Annotated in this window: 24 protein-coding genes; 17 read left to right on the forward strand and 7 right to left on the reverse strand. The window is 61.0% G+C overall.

The genetic code is table 11. The features are described 5' to 3' along the window. Nucleotides 1-69: 69 nt before the first annotated feature. A complete protein-coding gene (locus HBO24_RS06265; RefSeq protein ID WP_057437229.1) occupies nucleotides 70-2514 on the forward strand; it encodes a penicillin-binding protein 1A in 2445 nt (814 codons plus the stop codon). 212 nt (nucleotides 2515-2726) lie between these two features. On the opposite strand, the gene HBO24_RS06270 is transcribed toward HBO24_RS06265, so the two are convergent. The 3 genes from HBO24_RS06270 to rpmE all read right to left on the reverse strand — a co-directional run bounded on the left by HBO24_RS06270 (nucleotide 2727) and on the right by rpmE (nucleotide 5229). After that, entirely contained in the window at nucleotides 2727-3995 is a 1269-nt protein-coding gene (locus tag HBO24_RS06270; RefSeq protein ID WP_057958076.1) for a malic enzyme-like NAD(P)-binding protein, read from the reverse strand. A 182-nt stretch (nucleotides 3996-4177) separates the two neighbouring features. Beyond that, nucleotides 4178-4984, reverse strand: coding sequence for a thermonuclease family protein (locus tag HBO24_RS06275; RefSeq protein WP_170059436.1), 807 nt, complete (start codon nucleotides 4982-4984; stop codon nucleotides 4178-4180). A gap of 14 nt (nucleotides 4985-4998) precedes the next feature. Further along, the gene (gene rpmE / locus HBO24_RS06280; protein ID WP_029296053.1) at nucleotides 4999-5229 is read right to left on the reverse strand and encodes a 50S ribosomal protein L31; all 231 of its coding nucleotides are present in this window, start codon (nucleotides 5227-5229) and stop codon (nucleotides 4999-5001) included. A 202-nt stretch (nucleotides 5230-5431) separates the two neighbouring features. Between rpmE and HBO24_RS06285 the strand changes: the two genes are divergently transcribed. The 10 genes from HBO24_RS06285 to HBO24_RS06330 all read left to right on the forward strand — a co-directional run bounded on the left by HBO24_RS06285 (nucleotide 5432) and on the right by HBO24_RS06330 (nucleotide 18356). After that, nucleotides 5432-7651 carry a primosomal protein N' gene (locus HBO24_RS06285; protein ID WP_057437227.1) on the forward strand — a complete coding sequence of 740 codons (2220 nt, stop codon included), beginning with the start codon at nucleotides 5432-5434 and terminating at the stop codon, nucleotides 7649-7651. A gap of 180 nt (nucleotides 7652-7831) precedes the next feature. After that, nucleotides 7832-9568 (forward strand): arginine--tRNA ligase, encoded by a 1737-nt coding sequence (gene argS / locus HBO24_RS06290; protein WP_057958086.1) that lies wholly within the window; start codon nucleotides 7832-7834, stop codon nucleotides 9566-9568. Nucleotide 9569: 1 nt separating this feature from the next. Beyond that, nucleotides 9570-10271 carry an SPOR domain-containing protein gene (locus HBO24_RS06295; protein WP_115127198.1) on the forward strand — a complete coding sequence of 234 codons (702 nt, stop codon included), beginning with the start codon at nucleotides 9570-9572 and terminating at the stop codon, nucleotides 10269-10271. Between the two features lie 255 nt (nucleotides 10272-10526). Continuing rightward, a complete protein-coding gene (gene hslV / locus HBO24_RS06300) occupies nucleotides 10527-11057 on the forward strand; it encodes an ATP-dependent protease subunit HslV (protein ID WP_017738857.1) in 531 nt (176 codons plus the stop codon). Between the two features lie 38 nt (nucleotides 11058-11095). After that, entirely contained in the window at nucleotides 11096-12433 is a 1338-nt protein-coding gene (gene hslU / locus HBO24_RS06305) for an ATP-dependent protease ATPase subunit HslU (protein WP_057437226.1), read from the forward strand. Nucleotides 12434-12595: 162 nt separating this feature from the next. Continuing rightward, entirely contained in the window at nucleotides 12596-12973 is a 378-nt protein-coding gene (locus HBO24_RS06310) for a DUF971 domain-containing protein (protein ID WP_057437225.1), read from the forward strand. A 250-nt stretch (nucleotides 12974-13223) separates the two neighbouring features. Further along, a complete protein-coding gene (phaC, locus tag HBO24_RS06315) occupies nucleotides 13224-14903 on the forward strand; it encodes a class II poly(R)-hydroxyalkanoic acid synthase (protein ID WP_057958071.1) in 1680 nt (559 codons plus the stop codon). 156 nt (nucleotides 14904-15059) lie between these two features. Then, the gene (gene phaZ / locus HBO24_RS06320; RefSeq protein WP_057437223.1) at nucleotides 15060-15917 is read left to right on the forward strand and encodes a poly(3-hydroxyalkanoate) depolymerase; all 858 of its coding nucleotides are present in this window, start codon (nucleotides 15060-15062) and stop codon (nucleotides 15915-15917) included. A gap of 102 nt (nucleotides 15918-16019) precedes the next feature. Beyond that, on the forward strand, nucleotides 16020-17702 hold the full coding sequence (phaC, locus tag HBO24_RS06325; RefSeq protein WP_170059437.1) for a class II poly(R)-hydroxyalkanoic acid synthase: 1683 nt from the start codon (nucleotides 16020-16022) through the stop codon (nucleotides 17700-17702). A 27-nt stretch (nucleotides 17703-17729) separates the two neighbouring features. Beyond that, entirely contained in the window at nucleotides 17730-18356 is a 627-nt protein-coding gene (locus HBO24_RS06330) for a TetR/AcrR family transcriptional regulator (protein WP_128593006.1), read from the forward strand. Nucleotides 18357-18454: 98 nt separating this feature from the next. Here the strand turns inward: HBO24_RS06330 and HBO24_RS06335 are convergent, their stop codons facing one another. Beyond that, nucleotides 18455-18688, reverse strand: a complete 234-nt coding sequence (locus tag HBO24_RS06335) for a hypothetical protein (RefSeq protein ID WP_170059438.1) — start codon at nucleotides 18686-18688, stop codon at nucleotides 18455-18457. Nucleotides 18689-18857: 169 nt separating this feature from the next. Between HBO24_RS06335 and HBO24_RS06340 the strand changes: the two genes are divergently transcribed. After that, nucleotides 18858-19754: a LysR family transcriptional regulator gene (locus tag HBO24_RS06340; RefSeq protein WP_170059439.1), complete on the forward strand. Its 897-nt coding sequence runs from the start codon at nucleotides 18858-18860 to the stop codon at nucleotides 19752-19754. Nucleotides 19755-19836: 82 nt separating this feature from the next. Here HBO24_RS06340 and HBO24_RS06345 read toward each other — a convergent pair whose 3' ends face one another. The 3 genes from HBO24_RS06345 to HBO24_RS06355 form a co-directional block, all read right to left on the reverse strand. Continuing rightward, the gene (locus tag HBO24_RS06345) at nucleotides 19837-20793 is read right to left on the reverse strand and encodes a phasin family protein (protein ID WP_169959925.1); all 957 of its coding nucleotides are present in this window, start codon (nucleotides 20791-20793) and stop codon (nucleotides 19837-19839) included. Between the two features lie 11 nt (nucleotides 20794-20804). Next, nucleotides 20805-21227 (reverse strand): phasin family protein, encoded by a 423-nt coding sequence (locus tag HBO24_RS06350; protein WP_057437211.1) that lies wholly within the window; start codon nucleotides 21225-21227, stop codon nucleotides 20805-20807. A 138-nt stretch (nucleotides 21228-21365) separates the two neighbouring features. Beyond that, nucleotides 21366-21641: a polyhydroxyalkanoic acid system family protein gene (locus HBO24_RS06355; protein ID WP_038445377.1), complete on the reverse strand. Its 276-nt coding sequence runs from the start codon at nucleotides 21639-21641 to the stop codon at nucleotides 21366-21368. Between the two features lie 155 nt (nucleotides 21642-21796). Here HBO24_RS06355 and ubiE point away from each other — a divergent pair, with 155 nt between their 5' ends. The 5 genes from ubiE to HBO24_RS06380 all read left to right on the forward strand — a co-directional run bounded on the left by ubiE (nucleotide 21797) and on the right by HBO24_RS06380 (nucleotide 25583). After that, entirely contained in the window at nucleotides 21797-22567 is a 771-nt protein-coding gene (gene ubiE / locus HBO24_RS06360; RefSeq protein WP_003209306.1) for a bifunctional demethylmenaquinone methyltransferase/2-methoxy-6-polyprenyl-1,4-benzoquinol methylase UbiE, read from the forward strand. Next, nucleotides 22567-23190 (forward strand): SCP2 sterol-binding domain-containing protein, encoded by a 624-nt coding sequence (locus tag HBO24_RS06365; protein ID WP_170059440.1) that lies wholly within the window; start codon nucleotides 22567-22569, stop codon nucleotides 23188-23190. The genes ubiE and HBO24_RS06365 overlap by 1 nt, the downstream gene beginning before the upstream one ends. Then, the gene (gene ubiB, locus HBO24_RS06370; protein ID WP_057437208.1) at nucleotides 23187-24791 is read left to right on the forward strand and encodes a ubiquinone biosynthesis regulatory protein kinase UbiB; all 1605 of its coding nucleotides are present in this window, start codon (nucleotides 23187-23189) and stop codon (nucleotides 24789-24791) included. The genes HBO24_RS06365 and ubiB overlap by 4 nt, the downstream gene beginning before the upstream one ends. Before the next feature lie 64 nt (nucleotides 24792-24855). Further along, nucleotides 24856-25248, forward strand: a complete 393-nt coding sequence (hisI, locus tag HBO24_RS06375; protein ID WP_029296001.1) for a phosphoribosyl-AMP cyclohydrolase — start codon at nucleotides 24856-24858, stop codon at nucleotides 25246-25248. Nucleotides 25249-25250: 2 nt separating this feature from the next. Continuing rightward, nucleotides 25251-25583, forward strand: coding sequence for a phosphoribosyl-ATP diphosphatase (locus tag HBO24_RS06380; RefSeq protein ID WP_029295998.1), 333 nt, complete (start codon nucleotides 25251-25253; stop codon nucleotides 25581-25583). Nucleotides 25584-25609 lie beyond the last annotated feature (26 nt).

The following is a 25609-nucleotide window of genomic DNA, read 5'->3' on the forward strand; positions in this document are numbered from 1 at the left end:
GGTCGATACATCCTTAGTCATGCCTATCCCGACACCTAACCCATTCTTTTCTCTGGAAATCCAAAAGCCTTGATTCGTCTGCTGAAGTTTTTCGGGTACTCCTTCGTCGCTATCGTTTGCGGGCTGCTGCTCGTGTTCAGCGGCGCCTATCTCTACCTTAGTCCGGGATTGCCCTCGGTAGAGGCCCTGAGAAGTATCCAGTTGCAGATTCCTTTGCGGGTCTACAGCAGCGATGAAAAACTGATCGCGGAGTTCGGCGAAATGCGCCGCACCCCGATCCGTTTCGCCGACATTCCACCCAATTTCATCAATGCCCTGTTATCGGCCGAAGACGATAATTTTGCCAACCACTATGGCGTGGACCCCAGCAGCCTGGTGCGTGCAGCCACGCAGCTGGTAAAAAGCGGACACATTCAATCGGGCGGCAGCACCATCACCATGCAGGTGGCGAAGAACTTCTTCCTCACCAGCGAGCGCAGCTTCTCGCGCAAAGCCACGGAAATCCTCCTGGCGCTGCAGATCGAACGCCAACTGACCAAGGACGAAATCCTTGAGCTGTACGTCAACAAGATCTACCTGGGCAATCGGGCCTATGGGATCGAGGCAGCGTCCCAGGTGTACTACGGCAAGTCGATTCGTGATGCCAGCCTGGCACAAATGGCAATGATTGCCGGCCTGCCCAAGGCCCCGTCACGCTTTAACCCGCTGGCCAACCCGGCCCGCAGCAAGGAGCGTCGCGACTGGATCCTGGGGCGCATGTACAAGCTGGGCAAGATCGACCAGAGCGCCTATGAAAGCGCAGTGGCCGAGCCGTTGAATGCCAGCTACCACGTGCCGACGCCCGAGGTCAGCGCGCCGTATATCGCCGAAATGGCCCGCGCCGAAATGGTCGGCCGCTATGGCAGCGATGCCTACACCGAAGGTTTCCGTGTCACCACGACCATTCCGAGCAACTTGCAGGAAATCGCCAACCACGCGGTGCATGAGGGCCTGATCGCCTATGACCAGCGCCACGGCTACCGTGGGCCGGAATCGCGCCTGCCAGGCAAGACCCTGAGCGCCTGGACGGTTGAACTGGGCAAGCAGCGCTCCATCAGCGGCCTGGATCCGGCCATCGTCACCCAGGTTAAAAAAGATGGCGTGCAGGTCCTGACCCGCAGCGGCGAAGAACATGTGGCGTGGGACAGCATGAAGTGGGCCCGCCCTTTCCTGAACACCAACAGCATGGGGCCGATGCCCAAGCAGCCATCTGATGTGGCCCAGGTCGGCGACCTGATCCGCGTGCAGCGCCAGAAGGACGACAGCCTGAAATTCAGCCAGGTCCCGGTCGCCCAGGGCGCCCTGGTCTCCCTGGACCCGCAGAACGGTGCGATCCGCGCCCTGGTCGGTGGCTTCGCCTTCGAGCAGAGCAACTACAACCGCGCCACCCAGGCCAAGCGCCAGCCGGGCTCCAGCTTCAAACCGTTTGTCTACAGTGCCGCGCTGGATAACGGCTATACCGCCGCCAGCCTGGTCAACGACGCGCCTATCGTGTTTGTCGACGAGTACCTGGACAAGGTCTGGCGTCCGAAGAACGATACCAATACCTTCCTCGGTCCGATCCGCGTGCGCGAGGCGCTGTACAAGTCGCGCAACCTGGTGTCGATCCGCTTGCTGCAGGCGATGGGCGTGGGCAAGACCATCGACTACATGACCCGCTTCGGCTTCAACAAGCAGGACCTGCCGCCAAACCTGTCCCTGGCCCTGGGCACCGCGACCCTCACGCCAATGGAGATCGCCACCGGCTGGAGTGTGTTTGCCAACGGCGGCTACAAAGTCACGCCGTACCTGATCGACAAGATCGAAAGCCGCAACGGCGACACACTGTTTGTCGCCAACCCACCGAGCGTGCCCAACGGCGTCGCCGCCAGCGATGGCCTGGCTGCACCGGCCAACAGCGGTATCACCATCGAACCGACACCCGGTGCTGCACCCACTGATGCCACGCCGGCTCCAGCCGCACCAGCGGTGGCGGAGCGGATTGTCGATGGCCGCACCACCTATATTCTCACCAGCATGTTGCAGGACGTGATCAAGCGCGGCACCGGCCGCCGCGCCCTGGCCCTGGGCCGTACGGACCTGGCGGGCAAGACCGGTACCACCAACGAATCCAAGGACGCCTGGTTCTCCGGTTATAACGCCGACTACATCACCACCGTCTGGACCGGCTACGACCAGCCAGAAAGCCTCGGTCGCCGCGAATACGGCGGCACCGTCGCCCTGCCGATCTGGATGAGCTACATGGGCGGCGCCCTCAAGGACAAGCCGGCCCACACCCAGGCCGAGCCGGAAGGCATCCTCAGCCTGCGCATCGACCCGATCAGCGGCCGCGCCGCCGCACCGGGCACGCCAAATGCGTACTTTGAACTATTCAAGAGCGAAGACACGCCGCCGTCGATGAATGAACTGGGCAATGGCGTGGCACCGGGCAGCCCGTTGCCGGCGGATGAATCTGCGCCGATCGACTTGTTCTGATAAACACAGATCCAACTGTGGGAGCGGGTTTGTGTGGGAGCGGGCTTGCCCGCGAAGACGTCGGCCCAGCAAACATTGATGTTGACTGAGCCACTGCTTTCGCGGGCAAGCCCGCTCCCACATTGGACGGTGCACACTCCCCCCGTTTTGCAGCCACAAAAAAAGCCCCAACTCGCAAGAGCCGGGGCTTTTTGTTGGTGCGCTACAACGACTTAGCCGTTGAACACATCATCCACGCTTTGCAGCGGGTAGTTCTTCGGATACGGCAGGGTTGCCACACCTGTCTCGATGGCGGCCTTGGCCACGGCATCGGAGATCACGGTGATCAGGCGCTTATCCATTGGTTTTGGAATGATGTACTCACGGCCGAATTCCAGCTTGGCGCCACCGTAGGCGTCGCATACGTCCTGAGGCACAGGCAGCTTGGCCAGTTCACGCAGGGCGTTGGCGGCAGCCACCTTCATCTCTTCGTTGATGCGCTTGGCGCGAACGTCCAGGGCGCCACGGAAGATGAATGGGAAGCCCAGTACGTTGTTGACCTGGTTCGGGTAGTCCGAACGGCCAGTGGCCATGATCACGTCGTTACGGGTGGCGTGTGCCAGTTCCGGGGCGATTTCCGGATCAGGGTTCGAGCAGGCGAACACGATCGGGTTGGCCGCCATGGACTTCAGGCCTTCAGCGCTCAGCAGGTTCGGGCCGGACAGGCCAACGAACACGTCAGCACCATCCAGTGCGTCAGCCAGGGTGCGCTTGGAGGACGGGTGGGCAAACATCGCCTTGTACTGGTTCAGGTCGGTACGCTCGGACTGGATCACGCCCTTGCTGTCGACCATGTAGATGTTTTCAAGGCGCGCGCCCATGCTCACGATCAGCTTCATGCAGGAGATAGCCGCTGCACCAGCGCCCAGGCAGACGATTTTCGCGTCGGACAGGGTTTTGCCAGCGATTTCCAGGGCGTTGATCATGCCGGCCGCAGTAACGATCGCGGTGCCGTGCTGGTCATCGTGGAATACCGGGATGTCGCACTGTTCGATCAGGGCCTTTTCGATCTCGAAGCACTCAGGTGCCTTGATGTCTTCCAGGTTGATGCCACCAAAGGTGATGGAGATGCGCTTGACGGTGTCGATGAAGGCTTGCGGGCTTTCGGAGTCGACTTCGATGTCGAATACGTCGATGCCGGCAAAGCGCTTGAACAGTACACCCTTGCCTTCCATCACTGGCTTGGAAGCCAATGGGCCGAGGTTACCCAGGCCGAGAATCGCGGTGCCATCAGAAATCACTGCAACCAGATTGCCCTTGCCGGTGTATTTGTAGGCCAGTTCAGGATCGCGGGCGATTTCACGCACGGGCTCGGCTACACCGGGGCTGTACGCCAGCGACAGGTCGCGTGCGGTAGCAGTGGCTTTGGTGAGCTCGACACTCAGCTTTCCTGGACGAGGATGGGCATGATATTCGAGAGCGGCAGTTTTCAAATCAGACATATCGGCATTCCGCTTTTTACTGTTGGACGACGGACCGCCGAGGATACTCGCCTCGCAAAGTCCCTACAAGACTGGGTAGTCACCGGTGTCAAGGGCCCTGCCCTACGACTTTCGGCCAAGAGCCACGGGATACAAGGCCTACAACTGTTCACAATCGACAGAAAAAATGTCTACAATTTTTCTTATTGTGCCAATTGCAGCATGCCGGGATCGGTCAAGGGGAGCAGCCAGCGCGCCTGGCCACTTTTCAGGCCGCCACGCCGCGAGCGATCCAACACCCAGCCACGGGCCTCGATATCCTGGCCTTGGAGGCGCTTGAGCAGGGCATTGTCGAATTGCCCGACCAGATTGGGTGCAACCCGTAATACCAAGGAGTCCTGCAGTTCGATCCAGATCCCGCCGCGATTGCGTTCGACCTTGCTCACGCGACCGCTGACGACGGCGAAGCCCGACTGCTGGATTTGCCCGGCTTTTTGCACAGGCGACTGACGCCACAGGCCCAACCTGGCTGCGCGCGCACTGCGCTCGGCAGCTTGCTGGCAGGCGACCAGGTCAACATTGGGGGCCACCGCCACCAGGAACCCGAGCCCCTCGGCGAGCAGTTGGGCCTCCAGATTCGCGCCGTTGGCCCCATACAGATGGGCCAGGGTTCGCCCATAACGGTCCTTGCCCTCGCGACCCGGCACGACGCCGACCCGACCGTCGCTGGCATCCACCAAGCCTTGCAGGCGCTGGCGCGCAGCCACGGCGAACGGCTCGTCCGGGCGGCCTTTCTTGCCGGTCTCAGGCGCATTGACGCCGATCATGCGCACACTGCGCCCGTCCTTGAGACGGACGGTGTCGCCATCCACCACGCGCTGTACCTCGAAGGTGCTGACCGCCGCAGGCGCAGGGCAAAACACCTCGGCCTGGGCGGCCGACAGCCAGATCGCAGGCACAAAAAAGGCGCCCGCAAGGGACGCCTTCTTCATAAGCAGGTAAAAGCCCATCAGGCTTTCGAACCTTACTCTGCAGCAGCTGGAGCTTTCTTGCCGAAAGCACCGAAACGGTCGGCGAAGCGCTGTACACGGCCGCCAGTATCCAGAGTCTTCTGCTTACCGGTGTAGAACGGGTGGCACTCGTTGCATACGTCAGTGCCCAGTGGCTTGCACAGGTTCGAACGGGTTTCGAACTTGTTGCCGCAGCTGCAAGTAACTTGGATGGTTTCGTACGCTGGATGGATATCGGCTTTCATGGTGTCTTCCTCAGGCTAGCGTGCCGCCACTCGACACTATTGTCGAATACCGCACGTAATTAGGCCGCGGATTCTACCAGAGCTTTTTAAACGCGCAAGCGCCGCCATGCCCCCTTTCATCAGAAACTGTGGCAGGACACTCCCCTGCGGGTCTGCTAGGCTCGCGCCCTTCTCCACCGCCTGCCATATGAGAACCTCCCGCGTGCCCGACGCCATTTTGCGCCTCGCCCTGCCCTCGCCCCTGCGCCGTCTGTTCGATTATCGGGCGCCTGCGGGTGTCGTGCGGTCGCAGTTGCAGCCGGGGATGCGCGTACGCGTGCCGTTTGGCCGACGGGAGATGATCGGGATTCTGATCGAGGTCGCGGACCACAGCGAAGTGCCGGCAGAAAAGCTCAAGCCGGCCCTGGCCATCCTCGATGCCACGCCGCCGCTGCCGGCGTCGCTGTTCAAGCTGTGCCTGTGGACCTCCCAGTATTACCAGCACAGCCTGGGCGATACCTTGAGCTGGGCCTTGCCGGTGCTGTTGCGCCAGGGCGAGTTGGCCGAGGCCCGCCAGGAGCGTTTCTGGTCGATGGCCCCCGGCGCGCGCCTGGACGACCCACGCATCGCCCGCGCCCCGCGCCAGCGTGAGGCCCTGGCCACCCTGGCGCAGCATCCCCATGGCGTTGCTCACCAGTTGCTGAGCAAGCTGATGTTGAGCAAGGACAGCCTCGACCTGCTGCTGGCCAAGGAGCTGGTGCAAGTGGAAATCCGCCGCCACGCCCCCGGCGAACGCCATGAACACTGGCTGGCCCAACCGGAATTGCCGCTGAACCCGGAACAACGTGCGGCCTTTGAGGCCATCAGCGCCGGTGCCGACAGCTTTCACGCGTTCCTGCTGGCCGGTGTCACCGGCAGCGGCAAGACCGAAGTCTATTTGCAACTGATCCGCGAAACCCTGGAAGCCGGCAAGCAGGCACTGGTGCTGATCCCCGAGATCAACCTCGGCCCACAGACCCTGGCGCGCTTCGAGCAACGGTTCAATGCACGGATTGCCCTGGTGCACTCGGCCGTCAACGACCGCGAACGCCTGGAATCCTGGCTCGCCGCCCGGGACGGCGAAGCCGACATTATTATCGGCACCCGCTCGGCGCTGTTCACGCCGATGAAAAACCCCGGCCTGATCATCATCGACGAAGAACACGACGGCTCTTATAAGCAGCAGGAAGGCCTGCGCTACCATGCCCGCGACCTGGCCCTGGTGCGTGCGCGCCAGGAAAACATCCCGATTGTGCTGGGCTCGGCCACCCCCTCCCTGGAAAGCCTGCACAACGCCTACACCGGGCGCTACGGCCTGCTGCGCCTCAACGAGCGCGCGGGCGGCGCCAAACAACCGCGCTTCCTGCGCCTGGATGTGAAAAGCCGGCCACTGGACAGCGGTATTTCCGGGCCGATGCAACAAGCCATCGGCCAGACCCTGGCGGCCGGCCAGCAAGTGCTGGTGTTCCTCAACCGCCGGGGCTTTGCGCCGACCCTGCTGTGCCATGACTGCGGCTGGATGTCCGAGTGCAACCGCTGCGATGCGCGCATGACGGTGCACCAGCGCTCCGGCGAGTTGCGCTGCCACCATTGCGGCCATGTGGAGCGAGTGCCACGCCACTGCCCGCAATGCGGCAAAGTCGACCTGCGGCCGGTAGGCGCCGGCACCGAGCGCGCCGAGGAGCGCCTGGGGATTCTGTTCCCGGACTTCCCGGTACTGCGGGTGGACCGCGACAGTACGTCGCGCAAGGATGCGATGAACCAGCTGTTCGCCACGATCCAGAAAGGCCAGCCGTGCATCCTGGTGGGTACGCAGATGCTTGCCAAAGGTCATCACTTCCCCCGTGTGACCCTGGTTTCGATCCTGGATGCCGATGGCGGCCTGTTCTCCGGGGACTTTCGCGCCAGCGAACGCATGGCGCAGCTGATCGTGCAGGTCGCAGGCCGCGCCGGGCGTGCCGAAGAGCCAGGCAAGGTGATCATCCAGACCCACCTGGCCGACCACCCATTGCTGATTCAACTGACAGAACAAGGCTACTTCGCCTTCGCCGAGCAGGCCTTGAGCGAGCGCCGCTCCGCCGGTTTGCCCCCCTTTGCGCACCTCGCGCTGTTGCGCGCCGAGGCCCATAAACCGGGGCAGGCCGAAGGTTTCCTGGATGAAGCATGCAGCGCGGCTGAACGTTTGCTCGGCGAGCTGGGTCTGAGCGGCATCGAGTTGCTGGGCCCTGTGCCTGCACCGATGGAGCGCCGCGCCGGGCGTTATCGCGCACAGCTCCTGTTGCAAGCCACCGCCCGCGCGCCGCTACATCGGCTATTAAGTAGCTGGTTGCTTGCTCTGGAGCAAATGCCCAGCGGGCGACAGGTGCGATGGTCGTTGGATGTCGATCCGGTGGATTTGTACTGATAGGTAAATCGCTATCGCCGGCAAGCCAGCCTACATTTTGAACGGTGGGCTTGCCCGCGATGAGGCCCGCAGGTCCAGTAACCGACCTTGATGGTTGGCAAGCCCGCCCTCGCACCGGATAATGTCCAGTTTTTCCACCTGCGCATCGCGCGCCGCCGCATGCGGTCGAAAGAGAACACCATGAAAGACACAATTCGCCAGTTGATCCAACAAGCCCTCACCCAACTCGTCAACGAAGGTGTGTTGCCTGAAGGCCTGACGCCGGCGATCCAGGTGGAAAACTCTCGAGACAAGACCCACGGCGACTTCGCCAGCAACATCGCGATGATGCTGGCCAAGCCCGCGGGCATGAAACCGCGCGACCTCGCGGAAAAAATCATTGCCGCACTGCCATCTGATCCGCAGGTCAGCAAGGCCGAAATCGCCGGCCCCGGTTTTATCAATATTTTCCAGAACACCCAGGCCCTGGCTTCGCGCCTGGACGCAGCCCTGGCCGACGCCAAGATCGGCGTGCGCAAGGCCGGCCCGCTGCAGCGTGTGGCCATCGACCTGTCGGCCCCCAACCTGGCCAAAGAGATGCACGTCGGCCACCTGCGCTCGACCATCATTGGCGACGGCGTGGCGCGGGTCCTGGAGTTTCTCGGCGACACCGTGATCCGCCAGAACCACGTAGGCGACTGGGGTACCCAGTTCGGCATGCTGATGGCATACCTGCAAGAAAACCCCATCACCAGCAACGAGCTGTCGGACCTGGAAAACTTCTACCGCGCCGCCAAAAAGCGCTTTGACGAATCCGAAGAGTTCGCCAACCGCGCCCGTGGCCTGGTGGTCAAGCTGCAGGCCGGCGACCCGGAGTGCCTGGAGCTGTGGGCACGTTTCCGCGATATTTCCCTGTCCCACTGCCAGAAAATCTACGAGCTGCTGAACGTCAAACTGACCATGGCCGACGTGATGGGCGAAAGTGCCTACAACGACGACCTGATCAACGTGGTCAACGACCTCAAGGCCAAGGGTCTGCTGGTTGAGAGCAACGGCGCCCAGTGCGTGTTCCTCGAAGAATTCAAGACCGCCGACGGCGAACCGCTGCCGGTGATCATCGTCAAGGCCGACGGCGGCTATCTGTACGCCACCACCGACCTGGCGGCCGTGCGCTACCGCAGCGGCGTGCTGAAAGCCGATCGCGCGCTGTACTTCGTCGACCAGCGCCAGTCCCTGCACTTCCAGCAAGTGTTCGAAGTGGCGCGCCGCGCCGGTTTCGTCACCCACCCGATGCACATGGAGCACATGGGCTTCGGCACCATGAACGGCGCCGACGGCCGCCCGTTCAAGACCCGCGACGGCGGCACCGTGAAGCTGATCGACCTGCTGAACGAAGCCCAGGAGCGTGCCTACAACCTGGTGAAAGAAAAGAACCCGGAACTGGCCGAAGCCGACCTGCGCAATATCGCCAAGGTAGTGGGTATTGGTGCGGTGAAATACGCCGACCTGTCCAAGCACCGCACCAGCGACTACAGCTTCAACTTCGAGCTGATGCTCAACTTTGAAGGCAACACCGCGCCGTACCTGCTGTATGCCTACACCCGTGTGGCGGGCGTGTTCCGCAAGCTGGGCAAGGATTTCAGCGAAGTCGAAGGGCAGATCGTGCTGGACGCGCCCCACGAGCAGGAACTGGCGGCCAAGCTGGCGCAGTTCGGCGAAGTGCTCAACAGCGTGGGCGAGAAAGGTACGCCACACATTCTGTGCACCTACCTGTATGAAGTCGCCGGGCTGTTCTCCAGCTTCTACGAGAACTGCCCGATCCTGAGCGCCGACGACGAAACGCAAAAGCAAAGCCGCCTGCGCCTCGCCGCACTGGCTGGACGGACCCTCAAGCAAGGCCTGGAACTGTTGGGCCTGGAAACTCTGGAGCGTATGTAAGTTGGCAGCCAAGAAAAAACCTGCACCCAAGCGCGGCGCCAGCCGCTACCAGGCACCGGCAAAACAACCGATCCCGGGCTGGATGTGGCTGGCCATCGGCCTGTCGGTCGGTGCGTTTATCGTGTTCCTGATGAAGCTGGAGCCGGGCCAGGGCGAAGACGTGAAGCGGGTCAAGCAGGAGCAGCAGAAGGCCAGCAAGATCGCCGAAGCGAACAAGACACCGCCGAGCCCGACCGCGCCGGTGAAGCCGAAGTACGACTTCTACACGTTGCTGCCGGAATCGGAAGTGATCGTGCCGCAAGACGCCGTGCCGGAGAAAACCCTGCCGACCCCGCAAGTACCGACCACCCCGGTGACCCCGGCAGAAGCGGCGAAGATCGACACCGCGCGGGCCCAGGCCGCACTGGCCGGGATTACCCCGCCACCGGCACCACCGGTCGCCACCACCAAGGCGGCGCCGGTGACCAAGTTCTTCCTGCAAGCGGGCTCGTTCCCCAAGCAGGCGGATGCGGACCGAGTGCGGGCGCAGATTATCCTGCTGGGGCAAGCGGTAACGGTGGAATCCGGGACGGTGAAGGAAGCGACCTGGTATCGCGTGCTGGTGGGGCCGTTCAGCAACCGTGAACAGCTGACCGTGGCGCAGAAACAACTGGCGGGCGCGGGCTTTAGCAACCTGTTGTTACAACAACGCCAGAGCCGCTGAGCCGCAGCCAACACGGATCAACTGTGGGAGCTGGCTTGCCGGCGATGACGGTGCATCAGTCAATATTTTCAGTGACGGGTGCACCGCTATCGCAGGCAAGCCAGCTCCCACATTGGTTTTATAGGGCTCTCGAGCCTGTGCCAGTGCGCTAGACACCACTCGTCCGCGCACCCTTCCTACGGTTGAAATCTCCCCCGCCACCCCCATATGAGTTCCATCAGGGCATTTTCGCCCCGCAGCGTGGAGACTCTCCCCTTGACCACCATCGTTTCAGTTCGTCGCCACGGCAAAGTCGTCATGGGCGGCGACGGCCAGGTTTCCCTTGGCAATACCGTGATGAAAGGCAACGCGAAAAAAGTGCGTCGCCTGTACCACGGCCAGGTCCTTGCCGGTTTTGCAGGGGCCACCGCTGACGCCTTTACCCTGTTCGAGCGTTTTGAAGGCCAACTGGAAAAACACCAGGGCCATCTGGTGCGTGCCGCCGTCGAACTGGCCAAGGAGTGGCGCACCGACCGCTCCCTCAGCCGCCTCGAAGCCATGCTCGCCGTCGCCAACAAAGACGCGTCCCTGATCATCACCGGCAACGGTGACGTGGTTGAGCCCGAAAACGGCCTGATCGCCATGGGTTCCGGTGGGGGCTATGCACAGGCCGCAGCCAGTGCCTTGCTGAAAAAAACCGACCTGTCGGCCCGGGAAATCGTCGAGACCGCCTTGGGTATCGCCGGCGATATCTGCGTGTTCACCAACCACAACCTGACCATTGAGGAGCAGGACCTCGCGGAATAAGCCGTCGGCTTTTTCCTGCTTGAGGACCACACACCACTATGTCCATGACTCCCCGCGAAATCGTCCATGAACTCAATCGCCATATCATCGGCCAGGACGATGCCAAGCGCGCCGTTGCCATCGCCCTGCGTAACCGCTGGCGCCGGATGCAACTGCCCGAAGAATTGCGCGTTGAAGTAACCCCCAAGAACATCCTGATGATCGGCCCGACCGGTGTCGGCAAGACCGAAATCGCCCGGCGCCTGGCCAAGCTGGCCAACGCACCGTTCATCAAGGTCGAAGCCACCAAGTTCACCGAAGTCGGCTACGTGGGCCGTGACGTCGAGTCGATCATCCGTGATCTGGCCGACGCCGCCCTGAAGTTGTTGCGCGAACAGGAAATGACCAAGGTCAGCCATCGCGCCGAAGACGCTGCCGAAGAGCGCATCCTCGACGCCCTGCTGCCACCGGCACGCGCGGGCTTCAATGAAGACGCCGCTCCTGCCTCGGATTCCAACACGCGCCAGCTGTTCCGCAAGCGCCTGCGTGAAGGCCAGTTGGACGACAAGGAAATCGAGATCGAAGTCGCCGAAAGCGCTGGCGTCGATATCTCGGCGCCGCCTGGCATGGAAGAAATGACCAGCCAGTTGCAGAACCTGTTCGCCAACATGGGCAAGGGCAAGAAGAAAAGCCGCAAGCTCAAGGTCAAGGACGCGCTCAAGCTGGTGCGTGACGAAGAAGCCGGGCGCCTGGTCAACGAGGAAGAACTCAAGGCCAAGGCCCTGGAAGCCGTCGAGCAGCACGGCATCGTGTTTATCGACGAGATCGACAAGGTGGCCAAGCGCGGCAATTCCGGCGGCGTTGATGTCTCCCGCGAAGGCGTACAGCGCGACCTGCTGCCGCTGATCGAAGGCTGCACGGTGAATACCAAGCTGGGCATGGTCAAGACTGACCATATCCTGTTTATCGCGTCCGGCGCGTTCCACCTGAGCAAGCCAAGCGACCTGGTGCCGGAGCTGCAAGGCCGCCTGCCGATTCGCGTGGAACTCAAGGCGCTGACCCCGGGCGACTTCGAACGCATCCTCAGCGAGCCACACGCTTCGCTGACCGAGCAATACCGCGAGCTGCTGAAAACCGAAGGCCTGGGGATCGAGTTCCTGCCAGACGGTATCAAGCGTTTGGCGGAAATTGCCTGGCAGGTCAACGAGAAGACCGAGAACATCGGTGCCCGTCGCCTGCACACCTTGCTTGAGCGTCTGCTGGAGGAAGTATCCTTCAGCGCCGGCGACATGGCGGGCGCGCAGAATGGCGTGGCGATCAGGATCGACGCCGACTACGTCAACAGCCACCTGGGCGAGTTGGCGCAGAACGAAGACCTGTCTCGTTATATCCTGTAAGGCTTACGCAGGAACCGCTCTGCTTTAATGTGGGAGCGGGCTTGCTCGCGAATGCGGTGGGTCAGTTTATGCAACTGTGACTGACCCACCGCATTCGCGAGCAAGCCCGCTCCCACATTTTAAAGCCGGTTCCTTCAGGATCATCCACGAGCGGTTCCCCCAATGTCTAAAATGCCCACCGCCATCAATCTGCACAAAGCCTCCAAGACCCTCTCGCTGACCTACGGCCCAGACGAGGTCTATCACCTGAGCGCCGAACTGCTGCGGGTGCACTCACCTTCCGCCGAGGTCCAGGGCCACGGCAAACCGATCCTGCAATTCGGCAAGCTGAATGTCGGCCTGACCAAGATCGAACCTGCCGGGCAGTACGCACTGAAATTGACCTTCGACGACGGTCATGACAGCGGACTGTTCACCTGGGACTACCTCTACCAACTCGCCGTACGTCAGGACGCGCTGTGGGCCGATTATCTTGCCGAGCTCAAGGCAGCCGGAAAAACCCGCGACCCGAGCCAGTCCGTCGTCAAGCTGATGCTCTAAATCAAGCCTCTTGCTCATTAGTGGGCATTTTCTAATTTCATCTGCTTGAATGCCCTGTGGTGTGACCAAAGATTGGTCCGCTTGCGCATTAAATAAAACTCGGGTAACCAATGGAGTTGGCAAGTTCCCTGCATTTTACGATGCGGTATCAACGGTCACCCGAGCAGCAGTACCAGGCTTGTGTTGTGCCTCGATAATTGGGTGCACAGCGGTACCCGGTACTCGTCTTTCGGACAATGGAGCGTCGTGGATGAGTAACAAGAATAACGATGACTTGAAACGCCAGGCCTCGGAAAACACCCTGGGGCTGAACCCGATCATCGCATTACGGAAAAAGGATTTACTGGCTTCTGCACGCATGGTGCTGACCCAGGCCATCAAGCAACCCCTGCACAGCGTCAAGCACGTCGCCCACTTTGGCGTCGAATTGAAAAACGTGGTGTTCGGCAAGTCCGAGCTTGCCCCTGAAAGCGATGACCGTCGTTTCAACGACCCGGCCTGGAGCCAGAACCCGCTCTATAAGCGCTACCTGCAAACCTACCTGGCGTGGCGCAAGGAACTGCACGACTGGATCGGCGACAGCAACCTGTCGGAGCAGGACATCAGCCGTGGGCACTTCGTCATCAATCTCATGACCGAAGCCATGGCCCCCACCAACAGCGCCGCCAACCCGGCAGCGGTCAAACGCTTCTTTGAAACCGGCGGCAAGAGCCTGCTCGATGGCCTCTCGCACCTGGCCAAGGACCTGGTGCATAACGGCGGCATGCCGAGCCAGGTGAATATGGGTGCCTTTGAAGTGGGCAAGAGCCTGGGCACCAGCGAAGGCGCGGTAGTGTTTCGCAATGACGTGCTGGAGCTGATCCAGTACAAGCCGATCACCGAACAGGTGTACGAACGCCCACTGCTGGTGGTGCCGCCGCAGATCAACAAGTTTTATGTGTTCGACCTGAGCCCGGACAAGAGCCTGGCGCGTTTCTGCCTGCGCAATAACCAGCAGACCTTTATCGTCAGTTGGCGCAACCCCACCAAGGCCCAGCGCGAATGGGGCCTGTCGACCTATATCGAAGCGCTGAAAGAGGCGGTCGACGTGGTCACGGCGATTACCGGCAGCAAAGACATCAACATGCTCGGCGCCTGCTCGGGCGGCATCACCTGCACCGCGCTGCTGGGCCACTATGCGGCGCTGGGCGAGAAGAAGGTCAACGCCCTGACCTTGCTGGTCAGTGTGCTGGACACCACCCTCGACACCCAGGTAGCCCTGTTCGTCGATGAGCAGACCCTGGAGGCGGCCAAGCGCCATTCCTACCAGGCCGGCGTGCTGGAAGGCCGGGACATGGCCAAGGTGTTCGCCTGGATGCGCCCCAATGACCTGATCTGGAACTACTGGGTCAACAACTACCTGTTGGGCAATGAGCCACCGGTGTTCGACATCCTGTTCTGGAACAACGACACCACGCGCTTGCCGGCGGCCTTCCACGGCGACCTGATCGAACTGTTCAAGAACAACCCGCTGATACGGGCCAATGCCCTGGAAGTGTGCGGCACCCCGATTGACCTCAAGCAGGTGACGGCCGACATCTACTCGCTGGCGGGCACCAACGACCACATCACGCCCTGGCAGTCCTGCTACAAGTCGGCGCAACTGTTTGGCGGCAAGGTCGAGTTCGTGCTGTCCAGCAGCGGGCATATCCAGAGCATCCTCAACCCCCCCGGCAACCCCAAGGCGCGTTACCAGACCAGCGAAAGCATGGGCGAGAAGGCATTGGACTGGCAGGAAAACGCCACCAAGCATACCGACTCGTGGTGGCTGCACTGGCAGGGCTGGCTAGGGGAGCGTTCGGGCAAATTGAAGAAGTCGCCTGCGAACCTAGGCAATAAAGCCTACGCGGCGGCGGAGGCTGCACCAGGGACATACGTTCACGAGCGCTAAGGCCACACTTTTGTGTGATTGCAATGAGATCAAATGTGGGAGCTGGCTTGCCTGCGATAACGGTGGGTCAGCCAACACATGTACTGACTGACCCGCCGCTAACGCAGGCAAGCCAGCTCCCACATTGACCGCAGTAACACTTCACAGGGCTTGAGCATGCCGCAACCGTTCATCTTCCGTACCATCGACCTGGATGGCCAGACCATCCGCACGGCGGTACGACCGGGCAAGTCTCACTTGACGCCACTGCTGATTTTCAACGGCATCGGCGCCAACCTTGAGCTGGTGTTTCCGTTCGTCCAGGCCCTGGACCCGGACCTGGAAGTGATTGCCTTTGATGTACCCGGAGTGGGCGGGTCATCGACACCCAGCCGCCCCTATCGCTTTCCCGGCCTGGCCAAACTCACCGCGCGCATGCTCGACTACCTGGACTACGGCCAGGTCAATGCCGTCGGGGTTTCCTGGGGCGGCGCCCTGGCACAGCAATTTGCCTACGACTACCCGGAGCGCTGCAAGAAGCTGATCCTGGCCGCCACCGCCGCCGGTGCCTTTATGGTGCCCGGCAAACCGAAGGTGTTATGGCTGATGGCCAGCCCGCGGCGCTATATCCAACCGTCCCATGTGGTACGCATCGCGCCGATGATTTACGGCGGCTCGTTCCGCCGGGATTCAAAACTGGCCGCCGAACACGCAAGCAAAGTGCGCTCGGCCGGCAAGCTGGGCTACTACTGGCAGCTGTTTGCGGGCCTGGGCTGGACCAGCATTCACTGGCTGCACAAGATCAAGCAGCCGACCCTGGTGCTGGCCGGCGACGACGACCCGCTGATCCCCTTGGTCAATATGCGCATGCTGGCCTGGCGCATCCCCAATGCGCAGTTACACATCATCGACGACGGCCATCTGTTCCTGATTACCCGGGCCGAAGCGGTAGCACCGATCATCATGAAGTTTCTCCAGGAGGAGCGCTTGCGCGCGGTGATCCATCCGCAGCCGGCGCCCCATAGCCACACCTGAGCGGTATCGGGTCAGGACGACCCCTACGCGCAACTTGGCCAGAACCGACTATGGTTCTGAATTGGCGTGCTTGTTGGCGAATTGACGAAGGAGTGTTGACCCATGCGTGACAGACCCGTAAACGTCCCGGCGCCTACACCCGCCGCGTTCATCAATGCACAAAGTGCAATCACCGGCTTGCGTGGCCGGGATCTGCTATCGACCCTGCGCAGTGTCGCCGCCCACGGGTTGCGCAACCCGTTGCACAGCGCCCGGCATGCGTTGGCATTGGGTGGGCAACTGGGCCGGGTGCTGCTGGGTGAGACCGTGCATGAACCCAACCCCCACGACAGTCGTTTCGCCGACCCTACCTGGGCCCTCAACCCCCTGTACCGGCGCAGCCTGCAAGCGTATTTAAGCTGGCAGAAACAAACCCGGCACTGGATCGACGACAGCAGCCTGAGCGAAGACGACCGCGCACGGGCGCACTTTGCCTTCTCGTTGCTCAACGATGCAGTGTCACCGTCCAACACCCTGCTCAACCCGCTGGCGATCAAAGAGCTGCTCAATTCCGGCGGCCACAGCGTGGTGCGCGGCGTAAGCAACCTGTTCGATGACCTGCTGCACAACAATGGCCTGCCACGCCAGGTCACCAAGCAAGCGTTCGAGGTGGGCAAGACGGTAGCGACCACGCCCGGTTCGGTGGTGTTTCGCAATGAGCTGCTGGAGCTGATCCAGTACAAGCCCATGAGCGAAAAACAGTACGCCAAGCCACTGCTGGTGGTGCCGCCGCAAATCAACAAGTACTACATTTTCGATTTAAGCCCGGCCAACAGCTTCGTGCAGTACGCCCTGAAAAACGGCCTGCAAGTGTTTATGGTCAGTTGGCGCAACCCGGACGTGCGCCATCGCGAATGGGGCCTGTCGACCTATGTGGCGGCGCTGGAGGAAGCATTGAATATCTGCCGGGCGATCAGCGGCGCCCGCGAAGTGAACCTGATGGGTGCCTGCGCCGGCGGCCTGACCATCGCCGCCCTGCAAGGCCACCTGCAGGCCAAGCGCCAACAACGGCGGGTCGCCAGTGCCACTTACCTGGTAAGCCTGCTGGACAGCCAGATCGACAGCCCCGCCACGCTGTTTGCCGACGAACAGACCCTGGAAGCGGCCAAGCGCCGTTCCTACCAGGAAGGGGTGCTGGATGGCCGGGACATGGCCAAGGTCTTTGCCTGGATGCGCCCCAATGACCTGATCTGGAACTACTGGATCAACAATTACCTGCTGGGCAAGGAGCCGCCGGCGTTCGACATTCTGTACTGGAACAACGACAACACCCGCTTGCCGGCGGCCTTGCATGGCGATCTGCTGGATTTCTTCAAGCACAACCCCTTGAGCCATCCCGGTGGCCTGGAAGTCTGCGGCACGCCCATCGACTTGCAGAAGGTTACCGTCGACAGCTTCAGCGTGGCCGGGATCAACGATCACATCACCCCGTGGGACGCGGTCTACCGTTCGACCTTGCTGCTGGGCGGCGACAAACGTTTTGTGCTTTCCAACAGCGGGCATATCCAGAGCATCCTCAACCCGCCGGGCAACCCCAAGGCGAACTTCGTCGAGAACCTCAAGCTGAGCAGCGATCCGCGCGCCTGGTACTACGACGCCAGCCACATCGAGGGCAGTTGGTGGCCGCAGTGGCTTGAGTGGATCCAGCAACGCTCCGGGGTGCAGCGCGAAACCCTGACGGCCCTGGGCAACCAGAACTACCCACCGATGGAAGCAGCACCGGGCACCTATGTGCGGGTGCGCTGAGCTCAACGATCAGATTAAGAAGACTGGATGAAAACCCGCGACCGGATCCTTGAATGTGCCCTGCAGTTGTTCAACCACAAGGGCGAGCCAAATGTTTCAACCATGGAGGTGGCCAATGAAATGGGGATCAGCCCCGGCAACCTCTACTACCACTTCCATGGCAAGGAGCCCCTGGTACTGGGGCTGTTCGAGCGCTTTCAGGGGGAGTTGGCGCCGCTGCTCGACCCGCCGCCGGATGTGCAGTTGGCGCCCGAGGATTACTGGCTGTTCCTGCACCTGATCGTCGAGCGCATGGCGCACTATCGGTTCCTGTTCCAGGACCTGTCGAACCTGGCCGGACGCTTGCCCAAATTGGCCAAGGGGATTCGTAACCTGCTGACCGCGCTCAAGCGCACACTGGCCTCACTGCTGGCACGGCTCAAGGCACAAGGGCAGTTGGTCAGCGAGACCCAGGCACTGGGGCAGTTGGTGGAGCAGATCACCATGACCCTGCTGTTCTCCCTGGACTACCAGCGGATCCTGGACCGCGAGGCCGAGGTGCGGGTGGCGGTGTATCAAGTGATGATGCTGGTGGCACCGCACCTGTTGATGCCGGCACGGTTGGCCACCGAGCGTTTTGCACTACGCTACCTGGACGACACACAGCCCGCGTAGGCCGGCGACTTACAAGTCTGCAACCAAGGTTGACAGACTTACATCGTCATCTATTGCTGTTGCAACTTCCCGCTATTGCTTTTCTCACTTGGCAATTATCACGGGCGCCAATGTATTACGCCGGCAGCCTCTTTGAAGTAACCATCACCAAAAACCCTGATCGACGAATAGCGCATAACGATATGGGTAACTTTGAATATGATCGCAAACACACACTTGAGCACTGCGATCACCGACGCTTTCTTTTCCTTCTCAAGAGCCCCCGAGCCCCACGCTACCTGATGCAGACGGCCAGGGCAGTGAACCACGGGCAGGGTTTCAAATTCGTGCAAATACCTAACCAGACCGATAGGTGGCACCATCAAGCTCTGTAACATGATAGGTAATACGAAAGATTGACCGCATGTAACATGCCCGGGTTTTATAATGACGATTAAAGAGTAACGACGTAGCATCATTATAAAAAACCGTATTACATATCTCTCAGCGAAAGGGATTCTTGTGGATATCAGATTTCTCGAAAGTTTGATTGCCGTCATCGAGACGGGCTCAATCGCCGCAGCGGCGCGCAGGGAAAACCTTACCGCCCCGGCGATCAGCCAGCGTATCCAGGCGCTTGAACGCTCTCTTTCCTGCGAATTGCTCAACCGAGCGGCCCATTCTGTCGGTCCTTCCGAGCAGTGCCTTGTACTCTTGCCGAGCATTCGCGCCCTGATTCAGGGCTGTGCACAACTACACGACGAACTGGATGCGGGCGGGCTGTCCGGCGACCTGCGGCTGGGAGCCGTGTCCACGGCATTGACCGGTATCCTGCCGCAGGTCATGGAACAACTGCTGGTCGCGGCACCACGCTTGCGCCTGCGGATCACTCCGGGCGATTCGCGCAACCTTTATGAACAGGTCGTCGCCGGCGAGTTGGACGCTGGCATCATGGTGCGACCGCCCTTTGCATTGCCTAAAACCCTGACCCTGGAAGTGTTGCGGCGCGAGTCATTGATGATTCTTACAAAAGCGCCTGTCGAACCCGGTGAAATTGCCTCGACCATTCTTTCCCACCCGCTGATCAGCTATGACACCAATGCCTGGGGCGGCCAGATCGCCCAGCAGTACCTTCAAGACCACCAATTACAGCCAGATGTGCTGTGCAATCTGGATGCCTTGGAGGCAATATCCCTGATGGTCGCCAAGGGCATGGGCGTATCCCTGGTGCCGGCATGGGCCGGGTTAAAGACCGACGATGTGTACGCAACACCAACAAGCCACACGAACACCTACCAGCGGGAGATTGTTCTGCTCTACCGATCAACCCCGAGGCGGCCCCAGGCATTGAAGGTACTCAACAACCTGCTGATGCAAACCTGCCGCGAATCCGAGGCCCCAGGCGAGCCCGACCGTTAGACGTGTATCACTGTCGGTATTCCACCCGCCAAAAAAAACGCCCGGCCTTTAAGGCCGGGCGTTTTTACACGTCCCCCGAAAATCAGGACTGACTGGATGGCGTCGGGGTTGCCGGCGTTACAGTCGGGGTAGCCGCGGCCGGCGTCGGCGCAGTGGCCGAGTTGGTCGCAGGTGCCGGGGTTGCAGGCTTGGCCGCGACAGCTGGCTTGGGCGCTGCAGGCTTCTTGGCTACGGCGGGTTTCTTCGCCGCGGGCTTTGCAGCAGGTTTCGCGGCCGGTTTCGCGGCAGCCGGTTTGGCAGCGGGTTTGGCTGCAACTGGCTTGGTCGCCGGCTTGGCGGCAGCGGTTTTGGCCACTGGCTTGGCGGCAGGTTTGGCTGCCGGCTTGGCCGCTGGTTTTGCCGCAGCTTTGGCCGCTACCGGCTTCTTGGCTGCTGGTTTGGCTGCTGCCGTTTTCGCCGCGGGCTTGGCTGCTGCCTTGGCCGCAGGTTTAGCTGCTGGCTTGGCTGCAGGTTTGGCTGCGGCCTTGGCCAATGGCTTGGCCACGGTTTTCGCTGCTGGTTTGGCCGCAGCCGTTTTCGCGGCCGGCTTGGCAGCAGGCTTGGCCGCCGCTTTGACTGGAGCGACTTTAGCGCCGGTCAGCTTTTCGATTTGCTTGGTCAGGGTATCGACCTTGCTGTGCAGCGCCTTGACTTCATTGCGGCTAGGCACACCCAGGCGCGAAATAGCACTGTTCAGGCGCTTGTCGAGTGCGCCTTCGAGTTCGCCCCAAGTACCCAGTACCTGTTTTTTTGCATCACTGATACGGGACTTGGCAGAGCTCGCGCTCGCCTTGGCCGCATCGACTTGCTTGCCCACTGTGCTCTTGGTCAACTTCTCGGCCTTCTCGCCGTCTTTAACCAAAGTCTCGAAGAGTTTGCTACCGTCACTGTCGATCTTCGAGTACACGCCTAAACCAGCCAGCCAGATCTTGCGGGAGTATTCTTCAACTTTCCCGACCCAAGAGCTGCCTTCTTTCTGAGTAGTCTTTTTAACAGCCATCCGATGTCTCCTTAGTGTTTACGCGCGACACGTTCGAGCAATGCCGTTAGCTCATCGAGCTTAGCAGAGAGTGTCTCCACGTCATGTTTAGACGCAATGCCGATTCGATTCAAGGCACTTGCAACACGCTCGTCAAAAGCCTTCTCGACTTTATCCAGTTGCACTTCGACGCGACCTTTGACGCTGGAGACATTGCTCTTAACGTAATCAATCTGACTGTTGGCGGCATCAAGTTGTTCATTCACAACTTTTTTGCCTTTACTTTCAACATGTTGACCCGTCTTAACGAGTTCCTTGAAGTACTCGCTGCCTTCGCTGCCGACCTTCGCGTAAGCCCCCAAACCCGCCAACCAGATCTTGCGAGCATAGATTTTAACGTCGCTCAGGGCGCTGATTTGGGTGTCGATTTTTTTCTTCAAAATAACTTTGGCCATGGTGCACCTCACGCATAAAAGGGTGGAGGAACTGCCCACAGGAGTTGAGGGCTGAGTACAAAGTAGGGAGAAAAATTAGAATCGGCACCCTAAGAACGGCGCAATCGACCGGCACCCAATGCGGCGCGCGGTCGCAGATCAGGCCAGGGCCTTATCCAGGGCCTTCTCGATTTCGGACTTGATAGTGCCACTCATGGCCGACATCAACAGACCCAGTTCCACGTCGATCCGTAACGAATCCTCGGCCACTTTCAGTGTGCCTTTGACGCCGGAACGCTTGAGGTTCAACGTGTCGCCAGACCAAGACGGCTCCAGGCCATATTGTTCCTTGAGTTTATGCGCCAACTTCTCGGCTTTCGCCCTGGCAGCTTCCTTACCCAGTGCGTGGGCACGTTCAATCTGAATGCGGGCCATTTGAATGACTCCTCGTTATAAAGACGTATTGAGCACCCTACTCACCCGCCATGCGGCAAAAGGTCTCGGTGGCCACCCATCTTACCTTCAGCCTTGCCAAGACAAAGCATGCCTTGGGGATTAGAATGCCCCCATTCTCTTTTGGTGACAGCGATATGACTGATCAGCGCAAAGGCAGCGATGCCGAACCCACCACTCACTTCGGCTTCAAGAACGTCCCGGAAAGCCAGAAAGCGGAAAAAGTCGCTGAGGTGTTCCACTCCGTGGCCGCCAAGTACGACCTGATGAACGACGTGCTGTCGGGTGGCATGCACCGCCTGTGGAAACGCTTCACCATCGAATTGTCGGGCGTGCGCACCGGTAACCGGGTGCTGGATATCGCTGGCGGCACCGGCGACCTGGCGGCCAAGTTCTCCAAGCTGGTTGGCCCCACCGGCCAGGTGGTATTGGCCGACATCAACGGCTCGATGCTCAAGGTCGGCCGCGACCGTCTGCTGGACAAGGGCGTGGCGGGCAATATCGAGTTCGTCCAGGCCGACGCAGAAAAGCTGCCGTTCCCCGACAACCATTTCGACTGCGTGACCATTGCCTTCGGTCTGCGCAACGTGACCCACAAGGAAGACGCCCTGCGCTCGATGCTGCGGGTGCTCAAGCCGGGCGGGCGCCTACTGGTGCTGGAGTTCTCCAAGCCGACCAACGCGCTGATGTCCAAGGTCTACGACACTTACTCATTCGCCTTTATGCCGCTGATGGGCAAGCTGATCACCAATGACGCCGAGAGCTATCGCTACCTGGCCGAGTCGATCCGCATGCACCCCAACCAGGAAACCCTGAAGTCGATGATGGTCGAGGCCGGTTTCGACCGCGTGACCTATCACAACATGACCTCGGGCATCGTTGCCCTGCATCGCGGCATCAAGCCCTGATGTTGTTCACCGGCCTTCTCGCCAGCGTCGAACACGGCCTCAACCGTGTCCTGCGCCTGGACAGCACCGCCCTGGCGCGGCTGGCGCACTTGAACGGCAAGATCATTGCCGTCGATTGCAGCAGCCCGGCCTTGCAGCTGTTTATCCTGCCCAGCGATGAAGGCCTGATGCTCGCCGCGCACTGGGCCGCCGATGCCGACTGCACCCTGCGTGCGCCAGCGGCGAGCCTGCTGCGCCTGGCTTTGAGCCGCGACAAGACTGCAATCCTGCACGGCCCCGATGTGACCCTTGAAGGCGACAGCGCGGTGCTGATGGACCTCGCCGCGGTACTGCAAGACCTCGATCTGGACTGGGAATACGAGCTGTCGCGCTGGCTCGGCCCGGTGGCCACCCAGTTGATCGGCGGGCACCTGCGCAGCCGTTCGCGCTGGTACCAGCAGGGTTTCGCCAGCCTCAATCAGAACCTCGCCGAATACCTGAGCGAAGAATCGCGCACCCTCGTCGGGCAACGGGAAGCCGAAGCGCGCTTTCGTGAACTCGACCAGGCCAAACTCGACCTGGAACGGCTTGAGGCGCGCTTCGAGCGCCTGAGCTGCTCCCTTGATCCAAGCGATAACGCATGAAGCTGCTCGCCGTCCGCCGTTTGTTCCGAATCCAACGCGTCGTCATTCGCTATCGCCTCGATGACCTGCTGTTCGCCCTGCCGCTGCCGTGGTTCCTGCTGGCGGTGCGCTATGTACTGCCGTGGCGCTGGTTCCCGCGCAAGACCCTGGACCTGAGCCGTGGCGCGCGCCTGCGCCTGGCACTGCAGGACCTGGGGCCGATCTTCATCAAGTTCGGGCAGATCCTGTCGACTCGCCGCGACCTGTTGCCCGAAGACATCGCCGACGAGCTGATGCTGCTGCAGGACCGCGTGCCACCGTTCGACTCCCAGGAGTCGATGAAGCTGATCGAAGAACAGCTGGGCAAGAAAATCAGCGAAGTGTTCAGCCGTTTCGACGTTGAGCCCCTGGCCTCGGCCTCGGTCGCCCAGGTGCACGCCGCACAGCTGAAAACCGGCGAAGAAGTGGTGGTCAAGGTGATCCGCCCCGGCCTCAAGCCGATCATCGGCCAGGACCTGGCGTGGCTGTTCATTCTGGCCCGCGCCGCCGAGCGTTTCTCTGCCGATGCACGCCTGCTGCACCCGGTGGACGTGGTCGCCGACTACGAAAAAACCATCTACGACGAACTCGACCTGTTGCGCGAAGCGGCCAACGCCAGCCAGCTCAAGCGCAACTTCGAAGGCTCGACGATGCTGTATGTGCCGCAGGTCTATTGGGACTGGTGCCGGCCAAAGGTGCTGGTGATGGAGCGCATCTACGGCGTGCAAGTCACCGACCTGGCGACCCTGGCCGACCAGCGCACCGATATGAAAATGCTCGCCGAGCGTGGTGTGGAAATCTTCTTCACCCAGGTGTTCCGCGACAGCTTCTTCCACGCCGACATGCACCCCGGCAATATCTTCGTCAGCACGGTGAACCCGTGGAGCCCGCAGTACATCGCGATCGACTGCGGCATCGTCGGCAGCCTCACGCCCGAGGACCAGGACTACCTGGCGCGCAACCTGTTTGCCTTCTTCAAGCGTGATTACCGGCGCGTGGCGCAGTTGCACATCGACTCAGGCTGGGTGCCGGCCGAGACCAAGCTCAATGAATTCGAAGCGGCGATCCGCACCGTGTGCGAGCCGATCTTCGAAAAACCGTTAAAAGATATTTCATTCGGCCAGGTGCTGATGCGTCTGTTCCAGACTGCGCGGCGCTTCAATATGGAAGTGCAGCCGCAGTTGGTGCTGCTGCAAAAGACCTTGCTCAACATTGAAGGCCTGGGCCGCCAGCTGTACCCGGACCTGGACCTGTGGAACACCGCGCAACCGTTCCTCGAACGCTGGATGCGCGAGCGGGTCAGCCCGAAAACCCTACTGGGCAACCTGCAAAGCCAGGTCGAGCAACTGCCGCACCTGGCCAACATGACCCGCGACCTGCTGGAGCGCATGTCCCAGCCCCACGCCAAGGACCCGGCGCCGCCGTGGCACCAGCGCGAGGACGACTGGTTCCTGCGCCTGCTCGGCGCGGCGCACCTGGGCGGTGGCGCGGTGCTTGCCGCCGGTGGACCGTTGAACGAGCTGGGCCATTGGCCGGCCGGGATCATGGTCGCCGTGGGCCTTTATCTGGTCGTGCGTCGATAGGTCGACCGGTTATACACTGTTGCACATTGCCGGGGCGGGTCGCGCACGGCTGTCGGAGTCGAAGATGAAAGACTGGCTGGACGAGATCAAATGGGACAGTGACGGCCTGGTGCCAGCCATTGCCCAGGACCACAAGACCGGGCGCATCCTGATGATGGCCTGGATGAACCGCGAGGCCCTGAGCCTGACTGCCGCCGAGCAGCGTGCCATCTACTGGTCACGTTCCCGTGGCAAACTGTGGCGCAAGGGCGAAGAGTCCGGGCATGTGCAAAAACTGCACGAAATGCGCCTGGACTGCGACGCCGACGTGATCGTGCTGATGGTCGAGCAGATCGGCGACATCGCCTGTCATACCGGCCGCCACAGCTGCTTCTACCGGGTGTTCGAGAACGGCGCGTGGAAAACCGTCGAGCCCGTACTCAAAGACCCGCACGCCATTTACTCGGCAGGACATTGAACATGAGCGATACCCTGAACCGTGTGGCCCAGGTGCTGGAGGACCGCAAAGGTGCGGACGCCGACAGCTCCTATGTCGCCAGCCTGTACCACAAGGGCCTGAACAAGATTCTGGAAAAACTCGGCGAGGAATCCGTCGAGACCATCATCGCCGCCAAGGATGCCGAGATCAGCGGCGATTACAGCGATGTCATCTATGAGACTGCCGACTTGTGGTTCCATAGCCTGGTCATGCTCGCCCAACTGGGGCAGCATCCACAGGCCGTGCTGGATGAACTGGACCGTCGCTTCGGCTTGTCCGGGCACGCCGAAAAGGCCTCGCGCCCGTCCGCCTGAATAACTTTCTGACTGAGGAATTGCAG

This window comes from Pseudomonas sp. WS 5410 (genome assembly GCF_012985645.1).
In the GTDB taxonomy this organism is placed as follows: domain Bacteria; phylum Pseudomonadota; class Gammaproteobacteria; order Pseudomonadales; family Pseudomonadaceae; genus Aquipseudomonas; species Aquipseudomonas shahriarae.